This is a genomic window from Zoogloea sp. JDB1 (assembly GCF_056724025.1).
In genome coordinates this window covers 2883194-2902538 of record NZ_CM161496.1, presented here as the reverse complement: position 1 = coordinate 2902538, position 19345 = coordinate 2883194, and the positions used below count along the sequence as shown (strand labels likewise).

General features: G+C 62.2%; 16 protein-coding genes and 1 other RNA gene. 7 read left to right on the top strand and 10 right to left on the bottom strand.

Annotation, left to right across the window (positions count from 1 at the left end; genetic code table 11):
• Nucleotides 1-41: 41 nt before the first annotated feature.
• The 10 genes from lapB to gyrA all read right to left on the bottom strand — a co-directional run bounded on the left by lapB (nucleotide 42) and on the right by gyrA (nucleotide 12540).
• A complete protein-coding gene (gene lapB, locus AC1PPK_RS12975) occupies nucleotides 42-1217 on the bottom strand; it encodes a lipopolysaccharide assembly protein LapB (RefSeq protein ID WP_481113475.1) in 1176 nt (391 codons plus the stop codon).
• A 5-nt stretch (nucleotides 1218-1222) separates the two neighbouring features.
• Nucleotides 1223-1531, bottom strand: coding sequence for a lipopolysaccharide assembly protein LapA domain-containing protein (locus AC1PPK_RS12970; RefSeq protein ID WP_481113474.1), 309 nt, complete (start codon nucleotides 1529-1531; stop codon nucleotides 1223-1225).
• Nucleotides 1532-1632: 101 nt separating this feature from the next.
• Nucleotides 1633-1917: an integration host factor subunit beta gene (locus AC1PPK_RS12965; protein ID WP_481113473.1), complete on the bottom strand. Its 285-nt coding sequence runs from the start codon at nucleotides 1915-1917 to the stop codon at nucleotides 1633-1635.
• Between the two features lie 11 nt (nucleotides 1918-1928).
• Complete coding sequence (rpsA, locus tag AC1PPK_RS12960) at nucleotides 1929-3635, bottom strand: 30S ribosomal protein S1 (RefSeq protein ID WP_481113472.1); 1707 nt, start codon at nucleotides 3633-3635, stop codon at nucleotides 1929-1931.
• A 98-nt stretch (nucleotides 3636-3733) separates the two neighbouring features.
• Nucleotides 3734-5692 carry a bifunctional 3-phosphoshikimate 1-carboxyvinyltransferase/cytidylate kinase gene (locus AC1PPK_RS12955; protein ID WP_481113471.1) on the bottom strand — a complete coding sequence of 653 codons (1959 nt, stop codon included), beginning with the start codon at nucleotides 5690-5692 and terminating at the stop codon, nucleotides 3734-3736.
• 15 nt (nucleotides 5693-5707) lie between these two features.
• Nucleotides 5708-6601, bottom strand: a complete 894-nt coding sequence (locus AC1PPK_RS12950) for a prephenate dehydrogenase (protein WP_481113470.1) — start codon at nucleotides 6599-6601, stop codon at nucleotides 5708-5710.
• 12 nt (nucleotides 6602-6613) lie between these two features.
• Nucleotides 6614-7711: a histidinol-phosphate transaminase gene (gene hisC, locus AC1PPK_RS12945; RefSeq protein ID WP_481113469.1), complete on the bottom strand. Its 1098-nt coding sequence runs from the start codon at nucleotides 7709-7711 to the stop codon at nucleotides 6614-6616.
• A gap of 16 nt (nucleotides 7712-7727) precedes the next feature.
• Entirely contained in the window at nucleotides 7728-8819 is a 1092-nt protein-coding gene (pheA, locus tag AC1PPK_RS12940) for a prephenate dehydratase (protein WP_481113468.1), read from the bottom strand.
• A gap of 22 nt (nucleotides 8820-8841) precedes the next feature.
• Nucleotides 8842-9924 carry a 3-phosphoserine/phosphohydroxythreonine transaminase gene (gene serC, locus AC1PPK_RS12935; protein ID WP_481113467.1) on the bottom strand — a complete coding sequence of 361 codons (1083 nt, stop codon included), beginning with the start codon at nucleotides 9922-9924 and terminating at the stop codon, nucleotides 8842-8844.
• 24 nt (nucleotides 9925-9948) lie between these two features.
• Complete coding sequence (gyrA, locus tag AC1PPK_RS12930) at nucleotides 9949-12540, bottom strand: DNA gyrase subunit A (protein WP_481113466.1); 2592 nt, start codon at nucleotides 12538-12540, stop codon at nucleotides 9949-9951.
• 204 nt (nucleotides 12541-12744) lie between these two features.
• Here gyrA and AC1PPK_RS12925 point away from each other — a divergent pair, with 204 nt between their 5' ends.
• The 7 genes from AC1PPK_RS12925 (at nucleotide 12745) to AC1PPK_RS12895 (ending at nucleotide 19334) form a co-directional block, all read left to right on the top strand.
• Nucleotides 12745-14064, top strand: a complete 1320-nt coding sequence (locus AC1PPK_RS12925) for a TRZ/ATZ family hydrolase (RefSeq protein WP_481113465.1) — start codon at nucleotides 12745-12747, stop codon at nucleotides 14062-14064.
• Between the two features lie 93 nt (nucleotides 14065-14157).
• Nucleotides 14158-14892, top strand: coding sequence for an OmpA family protein (locus AC1PPK_RS12920; protein WP_481113464.1), 735 nt, complete (start codon nucleotides 14158-14160; stop codon nucleotides 14890-14892).
• Nucleotides 14893-15021: 129 nt separating this feature from the next.
• Nucleotides 15022-15717 (top strand): bifunctional 2-polyprenyl-6-hydroxyphenol methylase/3-demethylubiquinol 3-O-methyltransferase UbiG, encoded by a 696-nt coding sequence (gene ubiG, locus AC1PPK_RS12915; RefSeq protein WP_481113463.1) that lies wholly within the window; start codon nucleotides 15022-15024, stop codon nucleotides 15715-15717.
• The gene (locus tag AC1PPK_RS12910; RefSeq protein ID WP_481113462.1) at nucleotides 15710-16366 is read left to right on the top strand and encodes an HAD-IA family hydrolase; all 657 of its coding nucleotides are present in this window, start codon (nucleotides 15710-15712) and stop codon (nucleotides 16364-16366) included. The genes ubiG and AC1PPK_RS12910 overlap by 8 nt, the downstream gene beginning before the upstream one ends.
• A 60-nt stretch (nucleotides 16367-16426) precedes the next feature.
• Nucleotides 16427-16791: a transfer-messenger RNA gene (gene ssrA, locus AC1PPK_RS12905) on the top strand.
• Nucleotides 16792-16873: 82 nt separating this feature from the next.
• Nucleotides 16874-17077: a hypothetical protein gene (locus AC1PPK_RS12900; RefSeq protein WP_481113461.1), complete on the top strand. Its 204-nt coding sequence runs from the start codon at nucleotides 16874-16876 to the stop codon at nucleotides 17075-17077.
• 400 nt (nucleotides 17078-17477) lie between these two features.
• Nucleotides 17478-19334: an SWIM zinc finger family protein gene (locus tag AC1PPK_RS12895; RefSeq protein WP_481113460.1), complete on the top strand. Its 1857-nt coding sequence runs from the start codon at nucleotides 17478-17480 to the stop codon at nucleotides 19332-19334.
• The last annotated feature ends 11 nt before the right edge of the window (nucleotides 19335-19345 follow it).

The following is a 19345-nucleotide window of genomic DNA, read 5'->3' as shown; positions in this document are numbered from 1 at the left end:
AAGAATCCAGAAAACGTGCCAACTGCGCCCCTTCAGTGGAGCTATGGGGCCAGATCGAATTCCTCGGTCCGCTTTGGAGGATAGGTTTCCCAGCCACCGCAGGCGGGACAGCGCCAGTAAAACTGCCGGGCCTTGAAGCCGCAGGCTTCGCAGCGATAACGCGCCACCCGTCGTGTATGACCATGAACCAACCCTTTCACCAGCTCAATGTCGGTCCGCTGCGCCACCGGAGCAGTGAGAAGCGCAGCCTCCAGCAACTTGTCGAGCCCCAACAATGTCGGGTTACGGCGCAGTTCATCGCGCACGAGGTTATATGCAGCCTGCGGGCCTTCCTGCTGCAACTCCCATTGAAACAAGGCATCCAGCAAATCAAGGGATGGATATTGATCGAGGTAGCTGCGCAGCAGCTGCATCCCCTGCTCCAGCTCACCCAGACGCCGATAGGCATCCATGATCCGCTCCGCAACCAGCGCGAGATAAACAGGATTCTGGCTCTCAACCCGCTTCCAAGCATCAAGCGCCGCCCGGTCATCCCCCTGTGCCGCGTGCAGATCGCCCAGCAACATGCTCGCACGCACCGATTTCCGGCTCATTTCAAGCGCGCGCGTCAGGCTCTCTTTCGCGTCATCAAAGCGGGAATTGGCGAGATCAGCGGCGGCGAGTTCGCAATGGAAGTTCGAAACCTCCTTTTCCCACAGCACACTCTCATGCTCCGGCAAGGCCTTGGCCGTGTCGATCGCCTTGCGCCAGTCTTTCTCCTGCTGGTAGATGTCCAACAAGTTCTTCAGCGCAAAATCGTTCACCCGGCTGCCGCGCAGCTGCAGGAAAACAGCCTCCGCACGGTCGAGCAAGCCCGCCTTCAGAAAATCGAGACCGAGCTCGGAGAGAGCCTGGAGACGCTGATCCTCGGACAGGTCATCGCGATCGACCAGGTTCTGGTGCATTCGGATGGCCCGGTCGGTCTCTCCGCGACGGCGGAACAGACTGCCAAGCGCGAAATGCAGCTCGACGGTCTGATTGTCGATCTTCACCGCCTCGATGAAGGCATCGATCGCCTTGTCCGGCTGCTCGTTGAGCAAAAAGTTGAGCCCGGTCAGATAGGTCCGCGGCAATACCCGCGACTCCTTGACCAGATGTTTGATGTCAATGCGGGCCGCCAACCACCCCAGCGCAAAAAACAGGGGGAAGGCCAGCAACCACCAAAGTTCGAATTCCATAGGGACTAGTAGCTCTCGGGAAGATCAGGGCCGCTAACCACCGGGGCGCCGCTACGCACCTCCGGCATACCACTAGCACCCACCTTGCCGCGAAGCTGACTGATCTCGCGACGCTGGCGATACACGGTCGCGAACGTTGCGCTCAGGCCGATCAGCACGCCGATGACAACAAAGAGCAGGATGACCAGCACCAAGGGCGCTTGCCACTGTCCGCCAAAGAAGAAATTCAGGACCACCACTTCGTCGTTCTTCAGTGCAAAGCCAAACAGCACCAAGAAGAGAAAGAGCCTGATAAGCCATATGAGAGCACGCATGGCCGAAATTATCCCCGACGCAGACAAAAAAAAGAAGGCGGCTTGCGCCGCCTTCCTGCTCGAGCTTCTGGCCACCGGACGAGACCGCATCGCTGACGGGATCAACCCATCATGTTAACGCGCTCCCGCAACTCCTTGCCTGCCTTGAAATGCGGAACATACTTCTCCGGCACTTGTACCTTTTCACCCGACTTGGGATTGCGCCCAACGCGCGGGGGGCGGTAATTCAAGGCAAAGCTGCCAAAGCCGCGGATCTCGATGCGATCACCCCGCGACAAGGCGTCAGTCATCGCATCGAGAATCATCTTGACCGCGAACTCGGCGTCCTTCGCAACCAGCTGGGGAAAACGCTCCGCCAGCCGGGCGATGAGCTCCGACTTGGTCATGCCCGAACCGCTTACTTCTGCTCGTTGAGCTTGGCCTTCAGCAGCGCACCGAGGTTGGTGGTGCCGCTGGCGGCGGACGCGCTATCAGAAGCCAGCTTGCTCATCGCTTCGTTCTGCTCGACCTGATCCTTGGCACGGATGGACAGGTTGATGCCGCGGGTCTTGCGATCGACGTTGACGATCAGGGCCTCGACGGACTCACCGACCTTCAGCAGTTGGGACAGATCATCCACGCGGTCACGGGAGAACTCAGACGCGCGCAGGTAGCCTTCCACATCGCTGTTCAGGGCGATCACGGCGCCACGGGCATCCACGGACTTCACGGTGCCGGTCACGAGGGTGTTCTTGTCGTGGGTGGCGATGAAGTTGGTGAACGGATCCCCATCGAGCTGCTTGATGCCGAGGGAGATACGCTCCTTCTCGACGTCGATGTTCAGCACCACGGCCTCGACTTCGTCGCCCTTCTTGTACTGGCGAACGGCTTCTTCGCCGGTCAGGGACCAGGACAGGTCGGACAGGTGAACCAGGCCGTCGATGCCGCCTTCCAGGCCGATGAACACACCGAAATCAGTCAGGGACTTGATCTGGCCGCGGACCTTGTCGCCCTTCTTGTGGTTGATGGCGAAATCGTCCCACGGGTTGGACATGCACTGCTTCATGCCCAGGGAGATACGGCGACGGTCTTCGTCGATTTCCAGGATCATCACTTCGACTTCGTCGCCCAGCTGGACAACCTTGGTCGGGTGAATGTTCTTGTTGGTCCAGTCCATTTCGGACACGTGCACCAGGCCTTCGATACCCTGCTCGACTTCAACGAATGCGCCGTAGTCGGTGATGTTGGTGACCTTACCGAACAGGCGGGTGCCTTGCGGGTAACGACGGGAGATGCCGACCCACGGATCTTCACCGAGCTGCTTGAGACCCAGAGAGACACGGTTCTTCTCTTGGTCGAACTTGAGCACCTTGGCTTCGAGTTCGTCGCCAACGGACAGGACTTCCGACGGGTGACGGACACGGCGCCAGGCCAGGTCGGTGATGTGCAGCAGGCCATCGATACCGCCCAGATCCACGAATGCGCCGTAGTCGGTGATGTTCTTGACGATACCCTTGACGACGGTACCTTCCTTGAGGGTCTCGAGGAGCTTCTGACGCTCTTCACCCATGGAAGCTTCAAGCACGGCGCGACGGGAAACGACGACGTTGTTGCGCTTGCGATCCAGCTTGATGACGCGGAATTCGAATTCCTTACCTTCGAACGGGGTGGTGTCCTTGACAGGACGCATGTCCACCAGGGAACCCGGCAGGAAGGCGCGGATGCCATTGACCATGACGGTCAGACCACCCTTAACCTTGCCAGTGATCACGCCCTTGACCAGGATGGCGTCGTTGAGCGCCTTGTCGAGGTCGTTCCAGGCGGCGATACGCTTGGCCTTGTCGCGGGACAGGCGGGTTTCACCGTAGCCGTCTTCGAGTTGCTCGATCGCGACTTGAACGTAGTCGCCGACCTGAGCGGTCACTTCGCCGCGATCGCTGCGGAATTCGTCGATGGGGATGTAGCTCTCGGACTTGAGGCCAGCATTGACGACAACGAAGTTCTGATCGATCCGCACGACTTCAGCGGTGATCACCTCGCCGGCACGCATTTCCTGACGATTGAGGGATTCCTCAAACAGGGCGGCAAAGCTTTCCTCGAAGGAAACAGGGGTGGCAGTGGACATATTGGAAAAAAGAACCTTACAACCGTCGCGAAACGGCTCCTGGTTGAACATACCCTCCCGCCCCTCATGGTTCGGGAAGATCCTTTACAGCGAAAAAATCAGTTATGAGACACGGCCCGCTCGATCACGAAATCGACAGCCTGCTGGGCAGTCATTCCGGAAGTATCGAGCAGCACCACGCCTTCGCCCCGCGTCAAAGGCGCGACGGCACGCTGGGAATCCCGCGCGTCACGTTCATGCAAGTCTTTGAGCAGATCTGTCATGTTAGCAGCCATTCCTTTATCGATCAACTGCTTATAGCGCCGTTCCGCACGCGTCTCCGCGGAAGCGGTCAAAAAGATCTTCAGGCCCGCATCGGGGAAAACCACCGACCCCATGTCACGCCCTTCCGCCACCAGACCAGGCGCCTTGCGGTAGGCCCGCTGGCGCCAGAACAGCGCGTCGCGCACCGCTGGCAGCACCGCCACCTTGGAGGCACCAGCCGAACATTCCTCGCTGCGGATCGCTTCGGTCACGTCATCACCACCCAACAATACGCGATCACCGTCAAAACGGGCCGGTAGTGCCGCCGCGATACTCTCCAGGCGGTGCTCGTCGTCCAGCGCCACGCCCTGCCGCGCAGCGGCCAGCGCCACCAGCCGGTACAGTGCCCCGCTGTCCAGATGATCGAAGCCCAGCGCCTCAGCCACCCGCGCCGCCACGGTCCCCTTGCCCGAGGCCGACGGACCATCGATGGCCACCACAGGAACCGGCGTCGCGATGCCCGCGAAGGTCGTGAAGTAAGCCGGGAAGGTCTTGTTCACGCACTTCGGCTCGTTGATGCGCACATAGGGCCCACCCAGCGTTACCAGCGAGAAGCACATGGCCACACGATGGTCGTCGTAGGTGTTGATCACCGCCGGCTTGAGCTGCGCGGGCGGAATGACTTTGATGCTTTCCGGATACTCCTCGACCGTGGCGCCGAGCTTGCGCAGTTCGGCCGCCATCGCAGCGATACGGTCGGTCTCCTTGACCCTCCAGCTGCCGATGTTGCGCAGTACGCTGGGCCCATCTGCGAACAGTGCAGCGACCGCCAGGGTCATTGCCGCATCGGGGATGTGATTCAGGTCGAGGTCAAAAGCCTTCAGGCGGCCAGATGCCGGCGCACTCGCCTCGATCCAGTCCTCGCCCCAGACAATTTGCGCCCCCATCGTCGCCAGCGCCTCGGCAAACTTGACGTCGCCCTGAATGCTGCGGCGCCCGGCGCCGACCACGCGGACAGGACCGGCCCCCAGCGCACCCGCAGCCAGGAAATAGCTGGCCGTCGACGCGTCACCCTCCACCGCGATGCGGCCGGGCGACGTATAGCGCTGGCCCGCCGGCACGATGAAACGGCTCCAGCCCTCGCGCTGCACGAAGACGCCGAAGCGCTCCATCAGGTTGAGGGTGATCTCCACGTAGGGACGGCTGATCAGCTCGCCCTCCACCTCAATGACCAGCGGCTTGTCCCTTGCCACCAGCGGTGCGGCCTGCAGCAGGCCGGTCAGGAACTGGCTCGACACGTTGCCGCGCACGCTGACCCGCTCCGCAGCAAGATCCGCGGGCTTCAGCGCCAACGGCGGATAGCCCTCCTGCCCCAGCCACTCGACCTGCGCGCCCAACTGCTTGAGACCATCCACAAGGTCGCCAATCGGCCGCTCATGCATGCGCGGCACGCCGGACAGACGCACCTCGGCGGCCACATCAGCGCAGCCGGCCAGACTCGCCACGATGGCCGGCACCAGCGTCCGGATGCTCAACCCCGAGTTACCGACGAAGATGTCGGCCCGCAGGTTGCTGAAACGGCCGCCACAGCCCTGCACGCGCAGCGCCTCCCCCTCCTCCGTCACATTGACGCCAAGGGCAACGATCGCATTGCGCATTACCCGCGTGTCGTCTGAGTCCAGCAGGTCTTCGACCAGCGTGTCGCCCTCGGCGAGCGCCGCCAACAGCAACACGCGATTGGAAATACTCTTGGAGCCCGGCAGGCGCACCGTGCCCGCGGCCTTCTGCATCGGAGGCAGGTCGATGAATTCCATGAAAACTCCTTTTGATTACTCGCCCGAAGGCGTGGCGGGAAATGCCTTGTCAGCCCACGCATTACGGGCGCGACTGGACTCGTCGAAAACCTTTTCGAGAGCAGGTCCGTCACCTGCCACCAGCAGCGCGCGCAGATAGGCCAACTCGGACAGGTAGGCATCCAGCTCCGCCAACAGCGAATGCCGATTGGCCACACAGATGTCCCGCCACATCTCAGGATGGCTACCCGCCACGCGGGTGAAATCCCGGAAACCGCTTGCCGCGTAGCTGAACAATTGCTCGGCGTTGGCCCGGCCAGCCAGATCGTGAACAAGGCCAAAGGCCAGCAGATGCGGCAGATGACTGACCGCCGCGAAGACCCGGTCGTGCTCCTGCGGACTCATCTCGTGCAGCACTGCACCGCAGGCGGCCCACAGCTCACGAACCCGTGCCACGGCTTCGGGCGCATTCTCCGGTAGCGGCGTTACGACGACCTTGCGACCGCGATACAGCTCCGCACGGGCCGCCGCCGGCCCGCTTTTTTCAGCGCCGGCGATGGGATGGGCCGGCACCACTGTGGCAAGATGGGCGCCCAGGTGACGGTAGATCGCCTCGATCACGTCACGCTTGGTACTTCCCGCATCCGTCACGATGGTTCCGGCGGACAAGTGCGGCGCCATCGCCGCTGCCACCGCATCCATCTGGCCGACCGGCATCGCCAGCAGCACCATGTCGGCACCGTCGAGAGCCTCGGCCCAGTCGGTGGAAATCTCGTCGATCACGCCCAACTGGCGCGCCGCGGCCAGCGGCTCCGGCCGCCGGCCGACACCGACAATGCGGTTGACCAGCCGCGCCTGGCGCAGGGCCAGGGCCACCGAACCACCGATCAGACCGACACCGCAGACCACCAGCTTGTCGATCGTCTTCACAGCCGGCCCCATCTAGCCCAGCGCCACCGGCAGGGCCTCGAGGAAGCGTGCGTTCTCGCTCTCCAGACCGATGGAAACCCGTAACCATTCCGGCATGCCGTAGGCACCAATCGGACGAACGATGACACCCTGTTTAAGCAGAGCCTGATTGACCGCCGCCCCGTTGCCAACCTTGAGGGTGACGAAATTGCCGGCGGATGGGATCCAGTCGAGGCCGAGCTCCGCGAAACCAGCGGTCAGCTGAGCCATGCCGGCGCAGTTGAGCTCGTAGCTGCGTACCAGGAATTCATCATCGAACAAGGCCGCCGCGGCCGCAGCCAGACCGAGGCTGCACACATTGAAAGGCTGGCGTACCCGGTTCAGCAGGTCGATGACCGCCGGACTGGCGAGCCCATAACCGACGCGCAGCCCGGCAAGGCCATAGGCCTTGGAGAAGGTGCGGCTGATCAGCAGGTTCGGGAAACTCTTGAGCCACGCGATCGCGTCGTAACGCTGCTCCGGGGACAGGTATTCGGTATAGGCCTCGTCGAGGACCACCAGCACATGCCCGGGCACGCGGGCGAGAAAGGCCTGGAGCTCTGCGCCGGGCAGGAAGGTGCCAGTCGGATTGTTGGGGTTGGCGATGAACAGCACCCGGGTCGCCGGCGTGATGGCGGCCAGCATGGCGTCGAGGTCATGGCCGAAGTGCTTGGCCGGCACCTCAATGCCGCACGCGCCCGCTTCCTGCGTCGCCAGCGGATAGACGGCAAACGCATGCTGGGAGTACACAGCATCGACACCCGGCCCCAGGAACGCACGGGCTGCCAGTTCGAGCACGTCGTTGGAGCCATTGCCCAGCACGATCTGGTCGTGGCCCACGCCGTAGCGGCGATGCAACGCATCCTTCAACTCAAAACCGTTGCCGTCGGGGTAGCGGGCGATGTCCGCCACCGCCTTGAGCATCGCCTCGCGGCCCTTTTCACCAACGCCCAACGGGTTCTCGTTGGAGGCCAGCTTGACGATGGACTCTTCAGCCAGCCCCATTTCCCGAGCCAGCTCGGAAATCGGCTTGCCGGGCTGATAGGGAGAAATGGCCCGGATATGAGCAGGCGCCAGATCGCACAAAGACATGAACAACTCCTGGGAATCAGTACACGGCCTGGGGATAGGAGCCCAGGATCTTCAAATAGGCGGCATTGCTTCCTAGGTCATCGAGTGCAGCCTTCACAGCCGGGTCTTCACGATGTCCATCAATGTCCACATAGAACACGTATTCCCACAGGGCGGCACGGGCAGGACGGGATTCGAGGCGGGTCATCGACACCCCCGCATCAGCCAGCGGCGCGAGAAGTTCGTGCACCGCACCCGGACGGTTTGCGGCAGACATGATCAGCGAAGTCTTGTCCGCCCCGGTGCGCCCCGCATCATGGCGACCGAGGACCAGGAAGCGCGTGGTGTTGTTGGGTTCGTCCTCGATGCTTTCGACCAGCCGCGGCAGGTCGTAACGCTCGGCCGCGGCTTCGCCGGCGATCGCTGCCACACCAGGCTCAAGGGCGGCCAAGCGCGCGGCCTCCGCATTGCTGCCGACCGAAATGCGCGGCACGTCCGGCAGATTGCTATTCAGCCACTCGTGGCACTGGGCCAAGGACTGGGCGTGGGAATACACCTTGCGGATCGCCGACAGCTCCGTCTCGCGGGTCAGCAGGTTCTGGTGGATGCGCAGCACGACCTCGCCGCAGATCTTCAGCGGTGAGCCCAGCAGCAGATCAAGGGTCCGACCGACCGCACCTTCGGTGGAGTTCTCCACCGGCGCCACGCCGTAGTCCGCATGCCCGGCTTCGACTTCGCGAAACACGTCATCGATGGTGGTCTGCGGAGCCAAACGGGCAGCATGTCCGAACTGCTTGACCGCAGCACTCTCGGAGAACGTTCCGAGCGGCCCTAGAAAGGCGACGCCCAGCGGATTTTCCAGCGACAGGCAGGCCGACATCACCTCCCGGAAGAAGAAGGTCACGCTTTCGTTCGGCAGCGGCCCGTCGTTCAGGGACTGAATGCGCCGCAGCACCTGCGCCTCCCGCTCCGGCCGGTAGATATAGCCGGCATCGCCATACCTGGCCTTGATCTCGCCTACGTGCTGGGCACACTTGGCGCGCTGGTTGAGCAGCGCCAGCATCTGCGCGTCGATGGTGTCGATCTGCTCGCGCACCACGCCGAGCTCACGCAACATCTCGTCGTTCATGCCTTCTCCTCGTCCGTAACACTCACGCCTTGCGCGCGGCGAAATCCTGCATCAGGTCCACCAGCGCACGCACGCCGTCCAGCGTCATCGCGTTGTAGATGGATGCGCGCATGCCGCCCACCGACTTGTGCCCCTTCAAGCCGGACAGTTGACGTTCAGCGGCTTCGGCCAGGAAGGCGGCATCCAGCTCCGGATTGGCCAGAGTGAACGGCACATTCATGCGGGAGCGAAATGCTTCCTGAACCGGGTTGCGATAAAAGCCGCCGCTGGATTCGATCGCATCGTAGACCAGTTGCGCTTTGGCGATATTCGTCCGCTCCACCGCCCCCAGGCCGCCCTGCGCCAGCAGATCCTTGAAGATCAAGCCGGCCAGATATATACCGAAGGTCGGTGGCGTGTTGAGCATGGAACCGTGTTCCGCCATCGTCGCGTAGTCCATGACGCTCGGGGTGATTGCCGAAGCCTTGCCAAGCAAGTCCTCACGAATGATCACGATGACCAGTCCGGCCGGCCCGATGTTCTTCTGCGCGCCAGCATAGATCAGGCCATAGCGGGACACATCCATCGGACGCGACAGGATGTGGGAGCTCATGTCAGCCACCAGCGGCACGTCCGCCGGCGCAGTCGGCAGGTCGAACATCTCGACGCCGTGGATCGTCTCGTTGGTGCAGATGTGCAGGTAGGCTGCCTGCGGGTCGAGCTTCAACTCGTCGGCGCTCGGCACCCGCGTGAAGCTGTCAGCCTCACTCGATCCGGCCAGGCACACGGCGCCGAAACGCTGGGCTTCCTTATAGGCTTTCTTGGACCACGAGCCGGTAACGATGTAGTCGGCAGAACGCCCATCCAGGAGATTCATCGGGATCTGCGCGAACTGCTGCGTCGCGCCCCCCTGCAGGAACAGCACCTTGTAGTTGGACGGGATGCCCATCAGCGTGCGCAGATCGGCCTCGGCAGCCTCGATCACACCGGTGAAATCCTTGCCCCGGTGGCTCACTTCCATGACGCTCATGCCGGTGCCCTGCCAGTCGAGCAGTTCATCACGAACCTGTTCGAGCACCTTGGTCGGCAGCACGGCCGGCCCCGCCGAGAAATTGAAAATCCGCATCGTTTGAATCCTTCCTCAGTTCGCTCAGGCTTCCGGCGCGGCGCCTTCGGCCCCGGCCTCACCAGCCACGTCCTGCTCTTCCTCGTCGCCTTCAAGAATCTTCTGCACACCAGACAGCGTGCTGCCCTCGTCCACCGAAATCAGCGTGACGCCCTGGGTGGCACGCCCCATTTCGCGGATCTCGGCCACGCGGGTCCGCACCAGCACGCCGCCGGTGGTGATCAGCATGATCTGGTCCTTCTCGGTCACGAGGGTTGCGGCCACCACCTTGCCGTTACGGTCGGAGGTCTGGATGGCGATCATGCCCTTGGTGCCGCGGCCGTGGCGGGTGTACTCGCCGATCGGCGTGCGCTTGCCAAAACCGTTCTCGGTGGCGGTCAGCACGCTCTGCTCTTCGTTCTCTGCCACCAGCATGGCGATCACGGATTGGCCGTCCTCCAGCGTCATGCCACGCACACCACGGGCCTGACGGCCCATCGGACGCACGTCGTTCTCGCTGAAACGCACAGCCTTGCCGGCGTCGGAGAAGAGCATCACGTCATGCTTACCGTCGGTGATCGCCACCCCAACCAGGTAGTCGCCCTCGTCCAGACCCACCGCAATGATGCCGGCCTTACGCGGGTTGGAGAAGTCGGTGAGCGGCGTCTTCTTGACCGTACCCTCGGCGGTGGCCATGAAGATGAAATGCCCTTCGTCGAACTCCTTGACCGGCAGCACGGCGGTGATCTTCTCGCCTTCGAGCAGCGGGAACAGGTTGACGATCGGCTTGCCACGGGAGTTCCGGGTGCCCTCCGGCACCTCGTACACCTTGAGCCAATAGAGGCGGCCGCGGTTGGAGAAGCACAGGATGTGGTCGTGGGTATTCGCGACGAAGAGCTGGTCGACGAAATCGTCATCCTTCACCGCTGCCGCCTGCTTGCCACGGCCACCACGCTTCTGGGCCCGGTAGTCGGTGAGCGGCTGACGCTTGAAATAACCTGTATGAGACAGGGTCACCACCATGTCCTGCGGGGCGATCAGGTCTTCGATGTTGATGTCGGCAGTGTTCATCACCACCTCGGAACGCCTCGGATCACCAAACTGCTGCTTGATGAGCGTCAGCTCGTCACCAATGATCGCGGTGATCCGCTCCGGGCGGGCCAGAATGTCGAGCAGGTCGGCGATGTTGGCCATCACCTCCTTGTACTCGGCGACGATCTTGTCCTGCTCCAGACCGGTCAGGCGCTGCAGGCGCAGCTCGAGGATGGCCTGGGCCTGGGCGTCGGACAGGCGGTAGCCCTGGGCAGACAGACCGAATTCCGGCGCCAGACCTTCCGGGCGGAAGCTGTCGGAGGTCGCGCGGGCCAGCATCTCTTCCACCAGCGCCGAGCGCCACTCGCGCCCCATCAGCGCCTTCTTGGCTTCCGGCGGGGTCGGCGCGGCCTTGATCAGCGCGATGATCTCATCCACGTTGGACAGCGCGACGGCCAGGCCTTCGAGGATGTGGCCGCGTTCGCGCGCCTTGCGCAGTTCGAAGATCGTGCGGCGGGTCACCACTTCGCGGCGGTGCGCCAGGAAGCATTCCACCATCTGGCGCAGGTTCAGCAGGCGCGGCTTGCCATCCACCAGCGCCACCATGTTCATGCCGAAGGTGTCCTGCAGCTGGGTTTGCTTGAACAGGTTGTTCAGCACCACATCGGGCACTTCGTTGCGCTTCAGCTCGATGACCACGCGCATGCCGGACTTGTCCGACTCGTCGCGGATCTCGCTGATGCCCTCGATCCTCTTCTCGTTCACCAGCTCGGCAATCTTCTCGAGCAGGGTCTTCTTGTTAACCTGGTACGGAATCTCGTCGACGATGATCGCCTGGCGATCCCCCTTGCCGATGTCTTCGAAGTGGGTACGTGCACGCATCACCACGCGGCCGCGGCCGGTGCGATAGCCTTCATGCACGCCGGACAGGCCGTAGATCAGGCCCGCGGTCGGAAAATCCGGCGCCGGCACGATCTTGATCAACTCCTCGATCGACACGTCCGGCTCCTGCAACAGGCGCAGACAGGCGTCAACGACTTCGCTGAGGTTGTGCGGCGGAATGTTGGTCGCCATGCCGACGGCGATACCGCCGGAACCGTTGATCAGCAGATTCGGAATGCGCGCCGGCAACACCAGCGGCTCTTTCTCCGAGCCATCGTAGTTCGGCCCGAAATCAACCGTTTCCTTGTCGATGTCGGCCAGCAGCTCGTGGCCGATCTTGGCCATGCGGATTTCGGTGTAACGCATGGCAGCCGCGCTGTCGCCGTCCACCGAACCGAAGTTGCCCTGGCCATCCACCAGCATGTAGCGCAGGGAGAAATCCTGCGCCATGCGGACGATGGTGTCATATACGGACTGGTCGCCGTGGGGGTGGTACTTACCGATCACGTCACCGACGATACGGGCGGACTTCTTGTAAGCCTTGTTCCAGTCGTTGCCCAGTTCGTGCATCGCGAACAGTACGCGTCGATGTACGGGCTTGAGACCGTCACGCACATCCGGCAGGGCCCGCCCGACGATCACGCTCATCGCGTAATCCAGGTAGGCGTGACGCATCTCGTCTTCGAGGCTGATGGGGAGAGTTTCTTTGGCGAACGGGATCATGGCACCGCGGGAATCGACAGTTCGTCGAAAAGACGAAAAGACGCGAGTTTAGCATGCCGCGAGGGGTCGATTCCGGCCGGAACTGCCCGCCAAGCGGCAGTCTCGGCCAATTGTGACAGCCGCAGCGCATGTGCTCTAATCGATCGCCCCAACCGGACACGATGCGGGACACCCTTTTGCCCAATACAGACAACGAGAACAGCCATGACGCCCATCGAGGTCGACCTGCTCATCGAAGCGCGCTGGATAATCCCGGTCGAGCCCAACGACACCACGCTGGAACACCACACCGTCGCCATCCGCGACGGCAGGATTGTTGAAATACTGCTAACCAGCGAGGCCCGCGCAAAATTCTCGGCGCGAGAATACGTTCAGCTACCCGAGCACATCCTGATCCCGGGCCTCGTCAATCTGCACTGCCACGCCGCCATGACGCTGATGCGCGGTCTGGCCGACGACCTTCCGCTGATGCGCTGGTTGCAGGAAGCCATCTGGCCCACCGAAGCACGTCACGTATCCCCTACCTTTGTAAGAGACGGCAGCTTGCTGGCTGGGGCAGAGATGCTGCGTGGCGGCATCACCACCTGCAACGACATGTACTTCTTTCCCGAGGCGGCCGCCGAAGCATTCGACCGTCTTGGCATGCGGGCCGTGCTGGGCATCACCGTCCTGGAATTCCCGTCGCAATACGCGGCAGACGCAGATGATTATCTGCATAAGGGGCTCGCCGCCCACGACCAGTGGCGGAGCCATCCCCGCATACACTTTGCCTTGGCCCCCCACGCCCCTTACACCGTATCCAACCGCACATTCGAACGGGTCGGCGCACTAGCGGACGAACTCGATCTTCCGATTCACATTCATATCCACGAAACCGCCGCGGAGATTTCCGACAGCCTACGCGACCATGGGCGACGCCCCCTCGCCCGCCTTGATGACCTCGGGCTGCTAGGCCCCAACCTGATTGGCGTGCACGCCGTCCACCTCGACAGCGAAGACGTCGAACGCCTGGTCCTGCACAACTGCTCCGTCGCCCACTGCCCGACATCCAATATGAAACTGGCCAGCGGCGCAGCTCCAATCTCCATCCTCCTGGATAGACAAATCACGGTCGGATTGGGTAGCGATGGTGCCGCCAGCAACAACCGGCTCGATCTTTTCCGAGAAATGCATCAGGCCAGCCTGCTCGCCAAACTGAGCAGCGGCGACGCCACCACCCTCCCCGCCCACCAGGCCCTGCGCATGGCAACACTATGCGGAGCCCAAGCACTTGGGCTCGAGTCGAGCATCGGCTCCCTCCTTCCCGGCAAGGCCGCCGACCTATGCGCCCTGCGCGTAGACGACGTGGACGACCTTCCCTGCTTCGACCCCATCTCGCACCTGATCTATGTACTTGGGCGGCGCGCCGTATCGGATGTATGGGTTGCCGGCGAACGACGTGTGATCGGCGGAAAACTGTTGCAAATAACCAACACCGAGCTATTGAGCGCCGTCCGGCTATGGCAGAATAAGTTCCGCCAATGAATTGGATATGCTGCCTGAGTGCCTTGTGGCAACTCAATTACAGCGAGCAAGTAACTTCCGGTTCTACCCCTTTGCCTTGCGACGAGGAAAACGATGATCAAACAAGCCAAAAAACAACTGCTGATTGCCGCCGCAATGGCCGCTCTCGGCCTGTCCGCCTCCGCCAGCTTCGCCAAAGATGTCGTCGTGGATACGAAAGGCGAAGTCCCCTACGTGATCGACGCCCGTTCCGTTGTTGCCCGTAGCGGCGCCGACCTCTGCTGGCGCACCGGCTACTGGACCCCGGCTGCCGCCTCCACCACCCTGGCCGGCGAGTTCCCGGTTGGCTGCGAGTGCGACAAGGATGTCGTGCCCCAGGACAAGTGCGTGAAGACCGCTGCCGCCCCCGCTGCTGGCGCCAAGAGCGCTCCGGCTCCGGTTGCCGCCCCGGCCCCCGTTGCTGAAAAGATCAAGCTGGCTGCCGACACCCTCTTCGAATTCGACAAGGCTGTCCTGCTGCCCGCCGGCAAGGCCAAGCTCGACGATCTGGCCGCCAAGTCCAAGGACGTCAAGCTGGAAGTCATCCTGGCCGTTGGCCACACCGACCGTATCGGTGGCGACGCCTACAACCAGAAGCTCTCCGAAAAGCGCGCTGCCGCTGTGAAGAGCTACCTGGTCAGCAAGGGCATCGAAGCCAACCGCGTCTACACCGAAGGCAAGGGCAAGAAGCAGCCCGTTACCGGCAACGCCTGCCATAACCTCGGCAAGGAATCCGGCAAGAACAAGAAGCTGGTCGACTGCCTGCAGCCGGACCGTCGCGTGGAAATCGAAGTCATCGGCACCAAGTAATCGCCGATCGCTGGTTTCACGCCAGTTCGCAAAGAGCCCTGCACTGCAGGGCTCTTTGTTTTTGAGCCCAGGTCGGCCTCTCGCATACAATCCCAACTTGATTCCTGACCACTGCTGAAGTCCGCCCTCATGAACGCCGATCCCGCCGAACTGCAGAAATTCAGTGACCTCGCCCACCGCTGGTGGGACCCGGAGTCCGAATTCAAGCCCCTCCACCAGATCAACCCCCTGCGCCTCGACTGGATCGACGCAGCCGCCGGCCTGCCGGGCAAGCACGTCATCGACATCGGCTGCGGCGGCGGCATCCTTGCCGAATCCATGGCAGCCCGCGGCGCTCAGGTCACTGGCGTCGACCTCTCGGAAAAGGCACTTGGCGTCGCCCGCCTGCACCTCTACGAGAGCGGCCAGAGCGTCGATTACCAGCTTATTTCCGCCGAAGAAATGGCCCACGACAATCCGGAAAGCTTCGACGTCGTAACCTGCATGGAAATGCTTGAGCACGTCCCAGACCCGGCCAGCACCATCCGGGCCTGCGCCGCACTGGTCAAGCCCGGCGGACATGTGTTCTTCTCCACCCTCAACCGGAACCTCAAGTCCTACCTGATGGCGGTAGTCGGTGCAGAGTACATCCTCAAGCTGCTCCCCAAGGGCACCCACGAATACGCCAAATTCATCAAGCCGTCCGAACTCGCCCGCTACGTGCGCGAAGCCGGGCTGGATTTGGAGGACCTGACCGGAATGCATTACAACCCGCTCAGCCAGGTCTATTCCCTCGGCCCCAACACCGATGTGAACTACCTGATGCGGACCTCCAAGCGTGGCTGAAGCCATCTTCTTCGACCTGGACGGCACCCTCGCCGATACGGCGCCGGACCTCATCGGCACGCTGCACCGCCTCCAGGCCGAACATGACCGTCACGCAACGCCTTTCGAGCAATTGCGCCCGATGGTCTCCAACGGCGTGCGCGGCCTGCTTGGTGTCGGCTTCGGCCTGACGCCCGACATGACCGACTACCCGCCCATGGCCAAACGCTTTCTCGATCTGTACGCCGACGCCCTCTGCGTCGAAACTCAGCTCTTCGCGGGCATGGCTGAGCTCCTCGATGCGCTGGACACCCATGACATCCCCTGGGGCGTCGTCACCAACAAGGCCGAACGTTTCGCGCGCCCCATCATCGAAGCCCTCGGCCTCGCCGAGCGCAGCCGCTGCATCGTCGGTGGAGACACCGCCGCCCGTGCCAAACCCCATCCTGATCCGCTGTTGCACGCCTGCCAGCTCTCCGGCACCAACCCACTGCAGTGCCTCTATGTTGGCGACGACATCCGCGACATCACCGCAGGCCGCGCCGCCGGCATGAAAACCGTGGCAGCAGCCTACGGCTATCTCGGCAACGGCGTCGCAATCCATGCCTGGGAAGCTGATGTGATCATCCAGCACCCACTGGAAATCCTGGAACTGGTTAGCGCAACCTGAGTTTGTGATAGGATGCGGAACTTCCCGGTTCAGGCCGGGACCAATGCATGTAACGAACATGGGGCCGACCTGGCTTCGACGTGGGTTGCAAAGCAGATCAGTGCATACCGAGGACCAGTTACCTCGTAAATCCACTGGAAAACTACAAACGCCAACGACGAGCGTTTCGCTCTGGCCGCTTAAGGCCTAAGCCACTGCACTGATTCGTTCCTGGGTCAGGTGGGGTCAAACCCAATTGCAGTGTCATTTACAGGAACTAGCAACAGATCGGGTTACTTGGTCTCGCGCGAAACTCTAGGTGACTCGCCTGTAGTCGGCCCGCCAATTGGCTAAACTCCGGGTTAAATTCAAATTAGTTGGCTAAGTATGTAGAACTGACTGTAGAGGGCTTGCGGACGGGGGTTCGATTCCCCCCGGCTCCACCAAGTATTTTCTTTAAAATCAATAGCCTACAAACCGCACAATGCGGATTGTAGGCTATTTTTTTGGGCTGTCTGGGGCCGGTTGATGTACTTTTTGGTTAATCTTTTAGACGAAACCCGCCGCACCCAAGCCATCGAACTCCTCGACCGCAACACCCGGTCGATCAAACAGCGCCCGGCTTTGGTCGGGTTCAGCAATGAGAAGCGCCTTGCCAGGGCCTTCAAGGGGGCACGGGAACTTCACCGCAAGCGTTTCGGGAGCGAGGGGAACGAGGTCGACGTGCTGTAGAACCGGGTAAGCGCCCGGCTTGACGACCTCTCCTTCGCGTTGAACTGGTTCAACGCGAAGGAGAACTTCTGATGCTCTGAGGTGCGTGGGTTCAAGTTTCAGCTGAACGGGTTCAGCGTGGACTTGAACTACTTCAGCTCTGGATTGAACCCGTTCAAATCGCCGCTTCGATCGTTCAAGTCCGAGCAGCGTGATTTCAAGTGGGTGTTGAAAAAGTTCAAGTCCGGGGAGCGAGCGTTTGAATCGGAGTCGAGCAAGTTCAAGTCTGGGCTGCAAATGTTCAAGTCGAAGGAGCGTGGGGCTCGAAGGGCATTCACCGATCCGGCCAAAGACGGGGCGGCCTCACGGCAGCGATTGCTGCACGGAGCCCAGGTCCGCCTCCCTACCCAACCAACGCCAAGTGATTGATTTCACCTGGCGTTTTTCATTGTGCTCGCATAGAAGTGCCGTGCTGGTTCGCAAGCACAGTAGAATGATTGCCCCGCTCCGACTGCAAAAACGCACGATGCTCCTCGCCGATGTACTGACCCTCGACAATTTGCAGCTGTACGCTGGCGACAAGACCTTCATCCGTGGGCGGGACTACTTCAACAGCGGCGCCGTTCAAGCTCTGAAGTCCAACGAGAGCAGTGCCTCGGCCGAGGTCCTCGGGACCCAGCGCTACGAAATCGTGCTCTCGGCCGGGGCGGACTGGGAGCTGGAGTTCGAGTGCGACTGCCCAGTCGGCGAGGACGGCATCTTTTGCAAGCATGCAGTCGCGGTCGGCCTGGCCTGGATCGCCGGTGAAGACCTCGCGGAGCCGGAGGCATGCTCCCCCAAACCGAAATCCACCCGCCAATCGAAAGCCGTGCGGCTCCGCGCTTACGTGGACGGACTGTCTCCCGGCGAACTGCGGCGCTGGCTCCTGCAGGCGGCGGAACAGGACCATGACCTGCGGGACCGCCTGCTTTTTGCCGCCGCGGCCCAGGCCGCCCACGATCTGCCCGGCTTGCGTTCCGCCATCCACCAAGCCACCCGGATCAGCGGCTTCCTCGACTATGACGAGACGGACGCCTACGCCGACCGCCTTCACGATCTGGCAGGCCTGCTGGAAACCCGGATCGCCGATGGCGACGCGAAGCTGGTGGAGCTCGTCGAGGAGGCTATCTGCCTGATCCAGAACGGGCTGGAAAACATCGACGATGGCGAGGGACGGGTCTATGGAAGCCTCGAACGCTTCCAGCAGATCCATCTGCTGGCCTGCGAGCACCTCCGGCCCGATGCCACGGCGCTTGCCGAGCGCCTCGTGCGTTACCAGATGGACAGCCATTGGGACACGTTCTCCACCATTCTGCCGGACTACGGGAATGCCTTGGGTGAGGTGGGCCTGGAGCGCTACCGTACGCAGATCCTGATGCGGTGGGCGCAACTGCCGGCGCTCACGCCGCAGGACAATCGCACGGCCCGTTTCGACCCGAAGCGCAGCCGCCTCGAAAAAGCCATGGAAGTATTGGCGCGCGCATCCGGCAACGTCGACGAGATGATCCAGGTACTGCGCCACAACCTCTCCAGCAGCCAGCACTTCCGGCATCTGGCAAGCTATCTGGCGGAACATGGCCGCTTCGATGAAGCGCTGGCCTGCGCAGAAGAAGGATTGGCGGCGTTCCCAGCCCAACAGGCGTGGGAACTGGTCGACTTCTGCATTCACGAATACCGGCGACGCGGCGCATTTGACCAGGTCGAGGAGCTCGCCTGGAAGCGTTTCCTGTCAGGCGCCGACCAGGCGTCCTACACCGTCCTGCTGAAGGAGGCCGGCAGCATCGGACGCCGCGAGCCCCTGCGTGCGCGGGCGCTACAACACCTGTGGGATCAGGTCGCCAAGGAAGAAGCGAAACCCCGGAAGCAAAGCCCGGCCTGGCTGCGCTCTGCCCGCAGCGAGTTGGTGGCGATCCATATAATGGAACGGGATGCGGAAGCAGCATGGAGCACCTTTCAGGGTGGTCACGTCGCCATCACGCTGTGGGGCAAGGTCGCCGCGCTGCGGGCCGGCAGCCATCCCGAGGATGCCATCGCCCTCTACTTTCGCCTGTTGCCGCATGCGGTCGAGGAAGGCAGCCGCGGCGCGAAGTATGACGACGCCTTCGCGGTGGTGGCCGCCATCCGCAAGCTGCGCCTCTCCGCCGGGCAGCATGCAGTGTTCGATGCGGAACTCGGACGGGTTCGTCTGCAATACAAGGCCAAACGGAATTTCATGAAACGGCTTGCCGAGTTTCAATAAGCGTCGGACGG

Bases quoted from the DNA above. Each gene is read 5' to 3' on its own strand.
- lapB (WP_481113475.1), bottom strand. From the start codon at position 1,217: ATGGAATTCGAACTTTGGTGGTTGCTGGCCTTCCCCCTGTTTTTTGCG.
- AC1PPK_RS12970 (WP_481113474.1), bottom strand. From the start codon at position 1,531: ATGCGTGCTCTCATATGGCTTATCAGGCTCTTTCTCTTCTTGGTGCTG.
- AC1PPK_RS12965 (WP_481113473.1), bottom strand. From the start codon at position 1,917: ATGACCAAGTCGGAGCTCATCGCCCGGCTGGCGGAGCGTTTTCCCCAG.
- rpsA (WP_481113472.1), bottom strand. From the start codon at position 3,635: ATGTCCACTGCCACCCCTGTTTCCTTCGAGGAAAGCTTTGCCGCCCTG.
- AC1PPK_RS12955 (WP_481113471.1), bottom strand. From the start codon at position 5,692: ATGGAATTCATCGACCTGCCTCCGATGCAGAAGGCCGCGGGCACGGTG.
- hisC (WP_481113469.1), bottom strand. From the start codon at position 7,711: ATGTCTTTGTGCGATCTGGCGCCTGCTCATATCCGGGCCATTTCTCCC.
- pheA (WP_481113468.1), bottom strand. From the start codon at position 8,819: ATGAACGACGAGATGTTGCGTGAGCTCGGCGTGGTGCGCGAGCAGATC.
- serC (WP_481113467.1), bottom strand. From the start codon at position 9,924: ATGCGGATTTTCAATTTCTCGGCGGGGCCGGCCGTGCTGCCGACCAAG.
- gyrA (WP_481113466.1), bottom strand. From the start codon at position 12,540: ATGATCCCGTTCGCCAAAGAAACTCTCCCCATCAGCCTCGAAGACGAG.
- AC1PPK_RS12925 (WP_481113465.1), top strand. From the start codon at position 12,745: ATGACGCCCATCGAGGTCGACCTGCTCATCGAAGCGCGCTGGATAATC.
- AC1PPK_RS12920 (WP_481113464.1), top strand. From the start codon at position 14,158: ATGATCAAACAAGCCAAAAAACAACTGCTGATTGCCGCCGCAATGGCC.
- ubiG (WP_481113463.1), top strand. From the start codon at position 15,022: ATGAACGCCGATCCCGCCGAACTGCAGAAATTCAGTGACCTCGCCCAC.
- AC1PPK_RS12900 (WP_481113461.1), top strand. From the start codon at position 16,874: ATGTACTTTTTGGTTAATCTTTTAGACGAAACCCGCCGCACCCAAGCC.